The organism is Streptomyces sp. KL116D, assembly GCF_030766975.1.
GTDB lineage: Bacteria > Actinomycetota > Actinomycetes > Streptomycetales > Streptomycetaceae > Streptomyces > Streptomyces longispororuber_A.
Map to the genome: position 1 here is coordinate 200,887 of NZ_JASERH010000126.1, position 13,783 is coordinate 214,669.

Here is a 13,783-nt window from a genome sequence, read left to right on the forward strand (position 1 = left end):
TCCGCACGTCCTGTCCTGGTGTCAGATCATGCCGGACGCTCGTCCTCGTCGCTTGCCCCGGCCGCCACTTCGGCAAGCCTGCGGTGCTCCGCGGCCTTCTTCTCGTAGATCTCGGCCATCCGGAGGTGGTAGTCCGGCTTGTCCTGCTCGTAGACGTCGGGGATGCCGTCGGCGTCCTCGTCGCGCTCCTCGTGCTCCCACAGGGCGCGGTACTTGGCGTTGCGCACCTTCAGCAGGACGCCGCTGAGCACGGCCGCGATCAGCGAGCCGATCAGGATGGCCGCCTTGACCTCGGCGGTCAGCACGGGGTCGTCGCTGAAGGCGAGTTCGTCGATGAGGAGGGAGACGGTGAAGCCGATGCCGGCGAGGGAGGCGACCGCGAAGACGTCCGGCCAGGCCAGCTCGTCGGAGAGCGACGCCTTGGTGAACCGGGCCGTCAGCCAGGTGCCGCCGAAGATGCCGACCGCCTTGCCGACGACGAGGCCGAGCACGACACCGAGCGTCTCCGGCCGGGTGAACACGTCTCCCAGCGCGCCGCCCGACACGACCACACCGGCGCTGAACAGGGCGAACAGCGGTACCGCGAGCCCCGCGGAGAGCGGCCGGACCAGGTGCTCGATGTGCTCGCCCGGGGAGTGCTCCTCGCCCTCGTGCCGGGTGCAGCGCAGCATCAGGCCCATGGCGACACCGGCGATGGTGGCGTGGATGCCGGAGTTGTACATCAGCGCCCAGATGGTGACGGCGAGCGGCACGTAGACGTACCAGCCGCGCACGCCCTTCCTGAGCAGCAGCCAGAAGACGGCGAGGCCGACGACGGAGCCGCCGAGCGCCGCGAAGTTGAGCTCGCTGGTGAAGAAGATCGCGATGATCATGATCGCGAAGAGGTCGTCGACGACGGCGAGGGTGAGCAGGAAGGCGCGCAGGGCGCCCGGCAGCGATGTACCGATGACGGCGAGCACGGCGAGCGCGAACGCGATGTCGGTGGCGGTCGGCACGGCCCAGCCGTCCATCGACCCGCCGCCGGCCGTGTTCACCACGACGTAGACGATCGCGGGCACGGCCATGCCGCAGAGCGCGGCGACCACCGGCAGGGCGGCGGCCTTGGGGTCGCGCAGGTCACCGGCGACGAGTTCGCGCTTGAGCTCGATGCCGGCGACGAAGAAGAAGATCGCGAGGAGTCCGTCGGCGGCCCAGTGCGCGACCGAGAGGTCGAGACCGAGCGCGGCGGGTCCGAGGTGGAAGTCGCTGACGGCCTCGTAGCTGTGCCGCAGGGCGGGGATGTTCGCCCAGACGAGCGCGGCGACGGCGGCCACCAGGAGCAGTACGCCGCCGACCGTCTCGGTGCGCAGGGCGTCGGCCACGAAGTTGCGCTCGGGCAGGGACAGCCTGCCGAGCACCTTGCGGTCGTTCTTCTTCGGCGCGCTCACGTCGTGCGACCTCCGGTCAGATACGGCTGTAGACACCGCCGACCAGACTTCCCGGCACACCCTGTGGACTTCCTGTCGCGTCCTTGACGCGCCCTTCACCCTACCGGGTGTACGCACGGCGTACCTGGTGATCTTCACGATACGCACGAAACGGGCACCCGGCGCGTTCGCCGAGTGCCCGTCACAGGTGTGCGGAGGCCGTGTCAGGTGGCCGGATCAGTCCTCGCTGGACGCCGCAGGGAGCTCCGCCTGGATCAGGTCCATCACGGAGGAGTCGGCGAGCGTGGTGACGTCGCCCACCGCCCGGTTCTCCGCGACGTCGCGCAGCAGCCGGCGCATGATCTTGCCGGACCGCGTCTTGGGCAGCTCGGCGACCGGCAGGATCCGCTTCGGCTTGGCGATCGGGCCGAGGGTGGCACCCACGTGGTTGCGCAGGTCGGCGACGAGCGACGCGTCCTCCGCGTTCGCGCTGCCGCGCAGGATCACGAAGGCGACGATCGCCTGGCCGGTCGTCTCGTCGGCCGCGCCGACCACGGCGGCCTCGGCGACGGCCGGGTGGGAGACGAGCGCCGACTCGACCTCGGTGGTCGAGATGTTGTGCCCGGAGACGAGCATCACGTCGTCGACCCGGCCGAGCAGCCAGATGTCGCCGTCCTCGTCCTTCTTGGCACCGTCACCGGCGAAGTACTTGCCCTCGAAGCGGGACCAGTACGTGTCGATGAACCGCTGGTCGTCGCCCCAGATGGTGCGCAGCATCGACGGCCACGGCTCGGTGAGCACCAGGTAGCCACCGCCGCCGTTCGGCACCTCGTTCGCCTCGTCGTCGACGACGGTCGCGGAGATGCCCGGGAGCGCGCGCTGGGCGGAGCCCGGCTTGGTCTCGGTGACGCCCGGCAGCGGCGAGATCATGATCGCGCCGGTCTCGGTCTGCCACCAGGTGTCCACGACGGGGCAGGTGTCGGCGCCGATGTTCTTCCGGTACCAGACCCACGCCTCGGGGTTGATCGGCTCGCCCACGGACCCCAGCACGCGCAGGCTGCTCAGGTCGAACTTCGCGGGGATGTCGTCGCCCCACTTCATGAACGTGCGGATCGCGGTCGGCGCCGTGTAGAGGATCGAGACGCCGTACTTCTGCACGATCTCCCAGAACCGGCCCTGGTGCGGGGTGTCCGGGGTGCCCTCGTAGATGACCTGCGTCGCACCGTTCGAGAGCGGCCCGTACGTGATGTACGAGTGGCCCGTGACCCAGCCGATGTCGGCCGTGCACCAGTAGACGTCGGTCTCCGGCTTGAGGTCGAAGACGGCGTGGTGCGTGTAGCTGGCCTGCGTCAGGTAGCCGCCGGACGTGTGCAGGATGCCCTTCGGCTTACCCGTCGTGCCCGACGTGTAGAGGATGAAGAGCGGCTGCTCGGCGTCGAAGGCCTGCGGCGTGTGGTCGGCGGACTGGCGGCCGACGACCTCGTGCCACCACAGGTCGCGGCCCTCGGTCCAGGCGACGTCCTGCTCGGTGCGCTGGACGACGAGCACCTTGGCGACGCCGTCCACGCGGGTGAGCGCGTCGTCGACGGCCGGCTTCAGCGCGGACGGCTTGCCGCGGCGGTAGCCGCCGTCGGCCGTGATGACGACCTTGGCGTCCGCGTCCTGGATGCGGGTGGCGATGGCGTCGGCCGAGAAGCCGCCGAAGACCACGGAGTGCGCGGCGCCGATGCGGGCGCAGGCCAGCATCGAGATGACGGCCTCGGGGATCATCGGCAGGTAGACGGCGACCCGGTCGCCGGCCTGGACGCCCAGCTCGGTCAGCGCGTTCGCGGCCCGGCTGACCTCGTCCTTCAGCTCGGCGTAGGTGATGGCGCGGCTGTCGCCCGGCTCGCCCTCGAAGTGGATGGCGACGCGGTCGCCGTTGCCCGCCTCGACGTGCCGGTCGACGCAGTTGTACGCGACGTTCAGCTTGCCGTCGGCGAACCACTTGGCGAACGGCGGGTTCGACCAGTCCAGGATCTCGGTCGGCTCGGTCGCCCAGGTGAGGCGGCGGGCCTGCTCGGCCCAGAAACCGAGCCGGTCAGCCTTGGCCTGCTCGTACGCCTCGGCCGTGACGTTGGCGTTCGCGGCCAGGTCAGCGGGCGGCGCGAAGCGTCGCTCCTCCTTAAGAAGGTTGGCCAGGCTTTCGTTGCTCACGACGCTTCTCCCATTCCCAGGGTGTCCGTTGTGTCCCAGGCCACAGCTCATCAGACCTCGACCCCTGGTGACAAGGGGTGCCCGACAATTGGTTTAGACCTGTGTGCCGGTTCTCATGCGTGTGGCTCCCGGCGAGCCGGGAGCCACACGCTCTCATTCTTGGCACGGATGCGGAGGAGGGTCGGTTCAGGCCCGCGTGTCCTCGTGGGTGGCGGCCGCGACCTGCCCGAACACCGGATCGCAGTCGTCGAGCAGATACGCCTGGGCCTCACCGACGTGGAAGTACATCCCGTGCAGCTCCAGCGCGCCCTGCTCCAGTGCCCTGGCGACCGACTCGTGGGCGCGCAGGTGGTCCAGCTGCTGGACCACATTGGTCAGACAGAGCTGCTCGACCGCGTCGGCCGGCGCCCGGCCCGCGAGCCGGGCCCACGGCAGCCCCTTGTCGCCCATCCGCTCCAGGCTCGGCAGCCCGTGCCGCAGCCACCGCTTGAGCGGGGTGAGCGCCCCGGCGCCGGTCGGCGGACTGCTGAGCAGGGCCTGCATGGCCCCGCACCCGGAGTGCCCGCACACGGTGATCGACTGCACCTTCAGCACGTCGACGGCGTACTCGATGGCGGCGGCGACCGAGTCGTCCCCGCTCTCGGCGCCGGGCAGCGGCACGAGATTGCCCACGTTCCGTACGACGAAGAGGTCGCCGGGGCCGCTCGACGTGATCATCGAGGTGACGAGCCGGGAGTCGGCGCAGGTGAGGAAGAGCTGGGTGGGCTGCTGACCCTCGCGGGCCAGGCGGGCCAGCTCGCCGCGCACCAGCGGCGCCGTGTTCCGCTGGAACGCGCTGATCCCGCTGGCCAGTTGATGGCTGCCGCGCCGCTGTGCCACCGGCTCGGCGCTCTCGGGCGCGGGCGCCTGCGGCCGGTCGTCACAGTGGTGGTTGCGCCACGGGGTCCACGGGCGGCAGCACGAGTGGCTCGCGCTCGCCGGCTCGGCGATCCGTGCCCCGCCGCGCCCGGTCACCTCGACCTGGCCGCCCTGCGCGGCGTGCGACTTCTGCCAGTCCTGCAGCGCCTCGAACGCGCCGTGGTCCATGAACGACCCGTCCAGCTCCACGACGCAGTCCTCCCCTTGGGGTACCTGGTGCAGGGCGCGGCTGAGCCGGGGCACGGCGAGGAACGTCAACTGGCCGCGCACCCGCACGTGATGGACGCCGCGCGCATCCGTCTCGTGCGTGATGCGGGTGCGCGCGAGGCGGTGCAGGGCGACGCCGACGGCGACCGCGACACCGAGCCCGACCCCTTGGAGCACGCCGAACAGGACGACGCCGAGGGTGGTCACGATGTACACCAGCACCTCGCGGTGGCGGGTCACCGTGCGGATGTGGTTCAGCGACACCATCTGGATGCCGACCGCCATCACCAGGGCGCCGAGCGAGGCGAGCGGGATGAGCTCCAGGACGGGGACCAGGAGCAGGGTGGCCGCTACCACCCAAACGCCGTGCAGCATCGAGGAGTTCCCGCTCGCCGCGCCCGCGTTGATGTTCGCCGTGGTGCGTACCGCGACGCCGGCGACGGGCAGCCCGCCGAGCGATCCGGAGACGATGTTCGACGCGCCCTGCGACAGCAGTTCCCTGTCCAGGTTCGAGCGGCGCATCTCGGGCGGCAGGTCGGGCCGCCCCGTGGCCAGCTTGTCGGCGGCGACGGCTCCGAGGAGCGACTGCACGCTGCACACCAGGGTGGTGGTCAGGACGGCCGCGGCGATCCCGAGCACCGGTCCGTCGGGCAGCCCGGCGAGGGCGTGGCTGCTCCAGGACGGCAGATCGACCTCGGGCAGGCTCAGGCCGAGCAGCGCGGCGGTGGCGGTCGAGGCGGTCACGGCGACGAGGGCGGCCGGGACCTTGCGGGTGCCGCGGCCCACGCGCCCGGGGATGCGGGGCCAGGCGAAGAGTACAGCGAGGGTGAGGGCGCTCATGGCGAAGGCGGCCGGGTGGATGTTCGCCACTTGGGCGGGCAGCGCCCGGAGGTTGTCGAGCACCGAGCTCTCGGGGGTGCCGCCCAGCACGATGTGCAGCTGGGCGACGGCGATGGTGACGCCGATGCCGGCGAGCATGCCGTGCACGACGGCGGGGCTGACGGCGAGTGCCGTGCGGGCCACCCGCAGGCAGCCGAGGCCGAGTTGGGCGATCCCCGCCATCACGGTGATCGCGCAGGTGGTGCGCCAGCCGTAGCGCTGGATCAGCTCGGCGGTGACCACGGTGAGGCCGGCGGCGGGGCCGCTGACCTGGAGCGGGGAGCCGCCCAGGAAACCGGCGACGAGTCCGCCGACGGCCGCGGCGACGAGCCCGGACTCCAGGGGCGCGCCGGTCGCCAGGGCGATGCCGAGGGACAGGGGCAGGGCGATCAGGAAGACCGCGACGGACGCGGACAGGTCGGCGCCCGCGATGCGGAAGCGGCGGCGGGGCGCCGGTGGCGGACTGTGGGCGTTGCGGACGGCCGCTGTGGGCTCGTCCGACCGGTCGGAGTCACTGGCGCGGGTGGGTACGCAGGCTGACATGGTTCCCGTCTCCTCCGGGGTGCAGCGCGGTCGCGGAATGTGGGAGGACCCCTGGGTGGTGGGTGGGGTCGATCGCGGCCGTGGTTCACGGCGTGCAGCGGCGGGATGAAGATCAACGCTCGGTAACGTTCGGTAAATGGATCGTAATGCAGAGTAAAGTCTCTGGACGGATTATCGGGGCAAATGGGGCAATGATTCACCCCTGGGAGTGAATAGGAATCCTGGTCGGCTTGTCGGACAAATTCCGCGCGGACCGCGTGCGACGTTGGGCGCCGCCGCTCGCGCATAGCGGGCATTCCTCGCATTCATCGTCCGGTAAGCCGACACCCAGGAAGAAGGTGGGCGGAAGATGGCCGCCACCCCCAGGTCCGCCAGCCACGCCACCCGGCGGCTCGTCGCGGGCGTCATCGCCGCCGCGGCCTGCTCCGCGGTCCTCGCCGGCTGCGCCGGCGGCGACTCCGGATCGACACCCCCGCAGGGCGCCCCCGGCCCGAAGAAGGCGGCACCGGCCGCCCCCGGCAGCGTGGTCCGGCTGATCGGCGACGGCTCGACCGCGTACACCGGCCGGCAGCCGCACCTGCCGAGAGCCGAGCGCCTCAGACCGGGGCAGAAGCCGCCGCAGTTCGTGGTGTTCTCCTGGGACGGCGCGGGCGAGGACAGCCAGAAGCTGTTCTCCCACTTCCGCAAGGTCGCCAAGAGGAACAACGCGACGATGACGTACTTCCTCAGCGGCGTGTACATGCTCCCGGAGAGCAAGGCGAGCCAGTACCACCCGCCGCAGCACTCGCCGGGCCGCTCGGACATCGGCTTCAACGACGCCCGCGGAATCAAGGACACCGTCGACCAGCTGCGCGGCGCCTGGCTCGAGGGCAACGAGATCGGCACCCACTTCAACGGCCACTTCTGCGGCAGCGGCGGGGGCGTCGGCCAGTGGTCGGTCGCCGAGTGGAAGAGCGAGATCCAGCAGGCCAAGTCGTTCGTGAAGGCGTGGAAGACCAACACGGGCCTGAAGAACGCGGCGCCGCTGCCCTTCGACTACGACAAGGAGCTCATCGGCGCCCGCACCCCCTGCCTCGAAGGCCAGAAGAACTTCATGCGCGCGGCCCACGACCTGGGCTTCCGCTATGACACCAGTGGGGTCAACGACCAGATCTGGCCCAAGAAGAAGAACGGCCTGTGGGACCTGTCCATGCAGCTCGTGCCGGTCCCGGGCCGCGCCTTCGAGACGCTGACCATGGACTACAACTTCATGGTCAACCAGTCGGGCACCACGTCACAGGGCGACCCGGACAAGCACGCGTACTGGGGCGACCAGATGCGCGACGGCCTGCTCCAGGGCTTCGACCGCGCCTACCAGGGCAACCGCGCGCCGCTGATCATCGGCAACCACTTCGAGTCGTGGAACGGCGGCACCTACATGCGGGCCATCGAGGAGACCGTCCACACGGTCTGCAACAAGCCCGAGGTCCGCTGCGTCTCCTTCCGGCAGCTCGCCGACTGGCTCGACGCGCAGGACCCCAAGATGCTGCACAAGCTGACCACGCTCGGCGTCGGCAAGGCGCCCGGGCAGGGCTGGGCGTCCTTCCTGACCGGCGAGCCGGCCCCGGCCCCCAAGGGGGTGCCGGGCGCACCGGCCACCAAGTCGTAGCCCGCGTCAGGCCGTTGCGGCGACGCTCTCGCGCAGGATGAAGTCGGGGTCGACCTGGGAAGCCAGGTCGGCCCCGGTCTTCTCGTTCCCCCAGCTCTGTGCGTTCCGCAGGTGGAAGTGGACCATCTGGCGCGTGTAGCGCTCCCAGTCGCGGGCCGTGTACGTGGCGTCGGCGGCGGCCTGGAGTGCTTGCAGGGACGCCCTGTTGGCCTCTTCGAGGAGGTCGAAGCGCGGCGGGCGCCCCTTCTCCATCGCGCGCACCCAGTCGGAGTGCCCGACGGTCGTGAGCAGGTCGTCCCCGACCTCGGAGCGGAGGAAGTCGAGGTCGTCCTCGCCCTGCACCTTGTTCCCCACGACCTTCAGGCTGATGTCAAAGTCCTGTGCGTACTCCTTGTACTGGCGATAGACCGAGATCCCCTTGCGCGTCGGCTCGGCGACGAGGAACGTCACGTCGAAGCGGGTGAACATGCCGGACGCGAAGGAGTCGGAGCCCGCTGTCATGTCGACCACCACGTACTCGTCGCGGCCGTCGACCAGATGGTTCAGACACAGCTCCACCGCTCCCGTCTTGGAGTGGTAGCAGGCGACACCGAGGTCGGCTTCGGTGAACGGCCCGGTGACCATCAAACGCACGGCGTCGCCGTCGAGTTCCACACTGCGGGCGCAGGCGTCGTACACCGGATTGTTCTCGCGCACCCGCAGCAGCCGCGAGCCCTCCCCGGGGGGAGTCGTCTTGATCATCGTGTCGGCCGAGGCGATCCGCGGGTTCGAGCCGCGCAGATAGTCCTTGATGAGCGGCAGCCGGGCGCCCATGGCGGGCAGTTCGGCGGCGACCTCGTCGTCGAGCCCGAGCGCGGCGCCCAGGTGCTGGTTGATGTCCGCGTCCACGGCGACGACCGGGGAGCCGGTGGTGGCGAGATGGCGGATGAACAGGGAGGACAGCGTGGTCTTCCCGCTGCCGCCCTTCCCTACGAAAGCGATCTTCATGTTCACTAAGGGTAGTGGTGAGGTCACCTTCCGTGCCCCGTCGACGTGAAGAAGACCACTCCTTCGTGGGGCGGCGCCCCACGGCCCGTAATGTCGTACTCATGAGTACGACAGCCGATCCCCTCGCCACCCTGGGGACCCTGCCGGGCGTGGCCGACTCCGTGGACTCCGTGCGCAAGGCCGTGGACCGCGTCTACGGGCACCGGGTCATGCGGCGCCGCAGCACCGAGGTCACCTCCGAGGCCGCCCTGCGCGGCGCGCGCGGCAGCGCGGCGCTCTCGGGTGCCGACTGGGCGCTCGAAGAGGTGCGCAGGCGCAGCGACTTCAGCGGCGGCGACGGCGACGCGGAGGCCCGCACGGTCGGCGCGGCCCTGCGGCTGACCGCGGAGGCGGGTCAACTCCTGTCCATCTGGCGGCAGTCGCCCCTTCGGGTGCTCGCGCGGCTGCACCTGGTGGCGGCCGCCGCCCAGGACGACACGGTGGGCCGGCCGCGCAAGGCGGGCGAGCCGGTCGACGAGCCGCTCGTGGAGCTGCCGGTGCCGGACGCGGACGAGGTCGCGGGCCGGCTCGACGGGCTCGCGCAGCTGATCATCGCGGGGAGCAAGGCGCCCGCCCTCGTGAGCGCCGCCGTCGTGCACGGCGAACTGCTCGCACTGCGCCCGTTCGGCTCGCACAACGGGCTGGTCGCGCGCGCCGCCGAGCGCATCGTCCTGGTGGGCAGCGGCCTCGACCCGAAGTCGATCTGCCCCGCCGAGGTGGGCCACGCGGAGCAGGGGCGCGCGGCGTACGCGGCGGCGCTCGAGGGCTACGTCTCCGGTACGCCGGAGGGGATGGCCGCCTGGATCGCCCACTGCGGCAAGGCTGTCGAGCTGGGCGTCAGGGAGTCGACCGCGGTGTGCGAGGCGCTGCAGCGCGGCGCTGCCTGAAAGGACCCCGAACAGGGTTGCGGCGGTACGAGTTCTCGTACCGCCGCTGGCATGTCCACCGGGTTACCAAGCGTCCTCGAAAAGTTGCCCATCAGGTCGGGAGCTTCGCCCGTCACCTGGTGCGGCTGGCCCGTAATCGACGGGTCGACGTCGCGTGGGTGCCTGGTGTTCATGCTTCGGTCCGTGGGGCCTTGGTTGCGTTTGAAGGTGATCCTCTCGGATGTCCTTGGTCTCGCGGGCCGTTGACTCCTTTGTACTCCTCCCCTGAGGGAAGCGGAAGCCCTGGCTGCACTTCTTTACTTTTAGGTTCAAACACGGGTGAAACGGGCGCCCGTGTGGGGGGAGTCAGCGGGAGGCGGTGAGGGCCCGGCGCCGGCTGGCGTACCAGACCAGGCCGGCCGTGGCCGCCGCCGCACCGACCGCGGCCGCCGCGACCAGGGCCGGGCGGGACGGCGAGGAGAGGTTCGGCAGCCGCTGCTTGAGCCTGACCGGCTTGTGGAAGTCCAGAATCGGCCACTCGCGCGCGAGCGCCTCGCGGCGCAGCGCCCGGTCCGGATTGACCGCGTACGGATGTCCGACGGCGCTCAGCATCGGCAGGTCCGTCGCCGAGTCGCTGTACGCGTAGCAGCGCGCGAGGTCGTACCCCTCGGACAGCGCCAGCTCCTTGACGGCCTCCGCCTTGGTCGGCCCGTACGCGTAGTACTCCACCTCGCCCGTGAAGCAGCCGTCGTCCCCGACGACCATGCGCGTGGCGACCACCCGGTCCGCGCCCAGGAGCTCACCGATCGGCTCGACGACCTCCGCGCCCGAGGTCGAGACGATGACGACGTCCCGGCCCGCGGTGTGGTGCTCCTCGATGAGGGACGCCGCCTCGTCGTAGATGATCGGGTCGATCAGGTCGTGCAGCGTCTCGGCGACGATCTCCTTCACCTGCTGCACGTTCCAGCCGCGGCACAGCGCCGAGAGGTACTGGCGCATCCGCTCCATCTGGTCGTGATCGGCGCCGCCGGCCAGGAAGACGAACTGCGCGTAGGCGGTGCGCAGCACGGCCCTGCGGTTGATCAGCCCGCCTTGGTAGAACGACTTGCTGAACGTGAGCGTGCTCGACTTTGCGATGACCGTCTTGTCCAGGTCAAAGAACGCCGCTGTGCGCGGCATCGAGTGAGCCATGGAGTGGGTCAAGGAGTGGTTTTCCACGAGCCCGAGCATAGGCGCCCACCATTCGGCGTAAGCTGGGGCGCGTGGGTTTGCCTGAGAAGGCTCTCGGGTACACCATGGAAGTCACGGATCGTTCGCGACCGTGCTAACCCGGTCTGGCTCCTCCCCCCCCGAGTCGGACCGTGGGGACGACCCCCGCTCTCCCCCCCGGCGGGGGTCGTCGCATGTCCGGACCCGTTTTCGGGTCCTTTTTTGTTGCCTCTTCGCCCCTGATTCCGGGTCCGCGGGCCGCTGCCCGCCCGTCGCCGATCCGTCACGGTGCGTGACCGAAGGGCTGCTCTGCGGAGGTTCGGGCCCTGTCCCCAGGGCTCACCGGTATGGGGCACGGGGATATTCACAACCCTTCTCGCGTCCACAGTTATTGACCAAGATCCACACGATTTCCGGGATCGCTGCACGGTGATTCCGCACGCGAAGTCCGGACCGGCGTTCATGGCCGGTTCGTTTTGGCCGACACGCGAAGGCGCGGCCGGTATTCGGCGCTTCGGCGCCGGCGACTTCGCGGTGCGTCGGATCGCCCGCGCCGCGGGCGAGCGGGTCGAGAGGGGGACGGATCGTGACGGGAGCCATGGCGTGTGACGCGCGGGGCGTGCGGCGCGCACCGCTGATCGTGACGGAGGACGTGGGACTGCTGGACGACCTGCTGCGGCTGTGCGCGGCGGCGGGCGTGCGGCCCGAGGTCGGGCACGGGGCGCCGGAGGGCAGAGGGGGCTGGGAGGCGGCTCCCCTCGTGCTGGTCGGGGACGATGCCGCGGGACGGCTGCGCGGGGTGCCACGGCGGCGGGGCGTCGTCCTCGTCGGCCGTGATCAGGACGATTCCGGGGTGTGGAAGCGGGCCGTCGAGATCGGCGCCGACCACGTGCTGATGCTCCCGGACGGCGAGCAGTGGCTGATGGACCGGATCGCCGATGTCGTCGAGGGCGTGGGGCGGCCCGCGCTGACCGTCGGAGTCATCGGCGGCCGGGGCGGTGCCGGGGCCTCCACGCTGGCCTGCGCCCTGGCGGTGGCGTCCGCGCGGGCCGGGCGGCGCACCCTCCTGGTCGACGCGGACCCGCTCGGCGGCGGCCTGGACGTGCTGCTCGGCGCCGAAGCGGCGGACGGACTGCGCTGGCCGGCCTTCGCCCAGTCACGGGGGCGGGTCGGGAGCACCGCCCTGGAGGAGTCGCTGCCGCGTCTGCACGACCTCAGGCTGCTCAGCTGGGACCGCGGTGACCTGGCCACGGTGCCGCCCGAAGCCGTACGGGCGGTGCTCGCCGCGGGGCGGCGCAGGGGCGGCGCCGTCGTGGTGGACCTGCCGCGCCGGGTCGACGCCGGTTCGGTCGAGGCACTGGCCCAGCTCGACCTGGCGCTGCTCCTGGTGCCACCGGAGCTGCGCGCCGTCGCGGCGGCCCGGCGGGTGGCCGGCGCGGTGGGGATGGTCGTGCGGGACCTGCGGGTGGTGACGGCGCCCGTGCGCGGTTCGGCAGAGCTCGACGCGGACGAGGTGGCCCGCCTGATGGGGCTGCCGCTCGCCGGTGAACTGCCGCTGGACAGCGGGGTGTCGGCGGGGCGGGCCTTCGGTGCGGGTGCGGGTGCTGGATCCGGTGCGGGGCCGGGTTCGGCTTCCGGTTCGGGATCGAAGCCGAGGTCGGGGGTCGGGCCCGGACCTCGGCTGGGTGGGCCGTTGGGGAAGTTCTGCGCCGGGTTCTGGGAGCGGATGCCGGCAGCTGAGGGAGGGGGCGTATGAGTGCGGTGAGGGGGCCGGTGGCCCCGGCGGCGGGAGGCGTCGCGGGTGCGGTGGTCGGCGCGCGGATGCTGGACGGCGTCCGGCAGTGGCTCGCGGAGAACGGGGCGGAGGCGACACCCGCGCGGGTCGCCGAGGCGCTCAGGGCCCAGGGCCGGATCCTGGGCGACGCGGAAGTCCTGGGCGTGTCCGGCCGGTTGCGGTCCGAACTGGTGGGCGCGGGCCCGCTGGAGCCGCTGCTCGCCGACCCCTCGGTGACGGACGTCCTGGTGTCCGCGCCCGACCGGGTGTGGGTCGACCGGGGCGGCGGCCTCGAACCGGCCGACGTGTCCTTCGAAAGCGCCGCCGCGGTACGGCGGTTGGCGCAGCGCCTCGCGGCCGTGGTGGGGCGGCGCCTGGACGACGCCCGGCCCTGGGTGGACGCGCGGCTGCCCGACGGGACACGGCTGCACGCGGTGCTGCCACCGATCGCGGTGGGCTGCACGTGCCTGTCCCTGCGGGTCGTCCGTCCCCGGGCCTTCACCCTGGAGGAACTGGTGGCCGCGGGGACGGTGCCGCCGGGCGGGGACCGGGTGCTGCGGGCACTGCTCGACGCGCGGCTCTCGTTCCTGATCAGCGGCGGCACGGGCAGCGGCAAGACGACGCTGCTGAGTGCGCTGCTCGGGCTCGTCGGGCCGCGGGAGCGGATCGTCCTGGCCGAGGACTCGGCCGAGTTGCGGCCGGAGCACCCGCACGTGGTGCGGCTGGAGGCGCGACCCGCGAACCAGGAGGGGGCCGGCGCCGTCGCCCTGGACGACCTGGTGCGTCAGGCGCTGCGGATGCGGCCCGACCGGCTCGTGGTCGGCGAGGTGCGCGGCGCCGAGGTGGTCGCCCTCCTGGCCGCGCTGAACACCGGGCACGAAGGCGGCTGCGGCACGGTGCACGCCAACGCGGCGAGCGACGTCCCGGTCCGGCTGGAGGCGTTGGGGACGGCGGCCGGACTCGACCGTGCGGCGCTGCACAGCCAGTTGGCGGCCGCGGTGTCGGTGGTGCTGCATCTCGTACGGGACCGGAGCGGGCGGCGCCGCGTCGCGCAGGTGCACGTCCTGGAGCGGGACGCGGAGGGGTGGGTGCGAGCGGTCTCCGCGCTGGA

General features: G+C 71.6%; 9 protein-coding genes. 4 read left to right on the top strand and 5 right to left on the bottom strand.

The genetic code is table 11. The features are described from left to right. Positions 1 to 26 precede the first annotated feature (26 nt). The 3 genes from nhaA to RBJ77_RS47010 form a co-directional block, all read right to left on the bottom strand. Complete coding sequence (gene nhaA, locus RBJ77_RS47000; protein ID WP_372350575.1) at positions 27 to 1,427, bottom strand: Na+/H+ antiporter NhaA; 1,401 nt, start codon at positions 1,425 to 1,427, stop codon at positions 27 to 29. A 216-nt stretch (positions 1,428 to 1,643) separates the two neighbouring features. Beyond that, a complete protein-coding gene (gene acs, locus RBJ77_RS47005; RefSeq protein ID WP_372350576.1) occupies positions 1,644 to 3,653 on the bottom strand; it encodes an acetate--CoA ligase in 2,010 nt (669 codons plus the stop codon). A gap of 135 nt (positions 3,654 to 3,788) precedes the next feature. Further along, on the bottom strand, positions 3,789 to 6,149 hold the full coding sequence (locus tag RBJ77_RS47010) for a bifunctional SulP family inorganic anion transporter/carbonic anhydrase (RefSeq protein ID WP_372350577.1): 2,361 nt from the start codon (positions 6,147 to 6,149) through the stop codon (positions 3,789 to 3,791). Between the two features lie 349 nt (positions 6,150 to 6,498). Between RBJ77_RS47010 and RBJ77_RS47015 the strand changes: the two genes are divergently transcribed. After that, positions 6,499 to 7,797 carry a hypothetical protein gene (locus RBJ77_RS47015; RefSeq protein ID WP_372350578.1) on the top strand — a complete coding sequence of 433 codons (1,299 nt, stop codon included), beginning with the start codon at positions 6,499 to 6,501 and terminating at the stop codon, positions 7,795 to 7,797. Positions 7,798 to 7,803: 6 nt separating this feature from the next. On the opposite strand, the gene RBJ77_RS47020 is transcribed toward RBJ77_RS47015, so the two are convergent. Next, positions 7,804 to 8,784 carry an ATP-binding protein gene (locus tag RBJ77_RS47020; protein ID WP_372350579.1) on the bottom strand — a complete coding sequence of 327 codons (981 nt, stop codon included), beginning with the start codon at positions 8,782 to 8,784 and terminating at the stop codon, positions 7,804 to 7,806. A gap of 101 nt (positions 8,785 to 8,885) precedes the next feature. Between RBJ77_RS47020 and RBJ77_RS47025 the strand changes: the two genes are divergently transcribed. Continuing rightward, positions 8,886 to 9,710, top strand: coding sequence for a Fic family protein (locus tag RBJ77_RS47025; RefSeq protein WP_255980530.1), 825 nt, complete (start codon positions 8,886 to 8,888; stop codon positions 9,708 to 9,710). Positions 9,711 to 10,055: 345 nt separating this feature from the next. Here the strand turns inward: RBJ77_RS47025 and RBJ77_RS47030 are convergent, their stop codons facing one another. After that, the gene (locus RBJ77_RS47030; protein ID WP_372350580.1) at positions 10,056 to 10,919 is read right to left on the bottom strand and encodes an HAD family hydrolase; all 864 of its coding nucleotides are present in this window, start codon (positions 10,917 to 10,919) and stop codon (positions 10,056 to 10,058) included. A 565-nt stretch (positions 10,920 to 11,484) separates the two neighbouring features. On the opposite strand from RBJ77_RS47030, the gene ssd reads away from it, so the two are divergent. Beyond that, positions 11,485 to 12,654 (top strand): septum site-determining protein Ssd, encoded by a 1,170-nt coding sequence (gene ssd / locus RBJ77_RS47035; RefSeq protein WP_372350581.1) that lies wholly within the window; start codon positions 11,485 to 11,487, stop codon positions 12,652 to 12,654. Then, on the top strand, positions 12,651 to 13,783 hold a 1,133-nt coding region (locus tag RBJ77_RS47040), incomplete at its 3' end, for a TadA family conjugal transfer-associated ATPase (protein WP_372350582.1). The genes ssd and RBJ77_RS47040, both read left to right, overlap by 4 nt.

Coding starts and splice junctions, on each gene's coding strand:
- RBJ77_RS47020 (WP_372350579.1), bottom strand. CDS start 8,784: ATGAAGATCGCTTTCGTAGGGAAGGGCGGCAGCGGGAAGACCACGCTG.
- RBJ77_RS47010 (WP_372350577.1), bottom strand. CDS start 6,149: ATGTCAGCCTGCGTACCCACCCGCGCCAGTGACTCCGACCGGTCGGAC.
- RBJ77_RS47030 (WP_372350580.1), bottom strand. CDS start 10,919: ATGCTCGGGCTCGTGGAAAACCACTCCTTGACCCACTCCATGGCTCAC.
- RBJ77_RS47025 (WP_255980530.1), top strand. CDS start 8,886: ATGAGTACGACAGCCGATCCCCTCGCCACCCTGGGGACCCTGCCGGGC.
- RBJ77_RS47015 (WP_372350578.1), top strand. CDS start 6,499: ATGGCCGCCACCCCCAGGTCCGCCAGCCACGCCACCCGGCGGCTCGTC.
- acs (WP_372350576.1), bottom strand. CDS start 3,653: ATGAGCTGTGGCCTGGGACACAACGGACACCCTGGGAATGGGAGAAGC.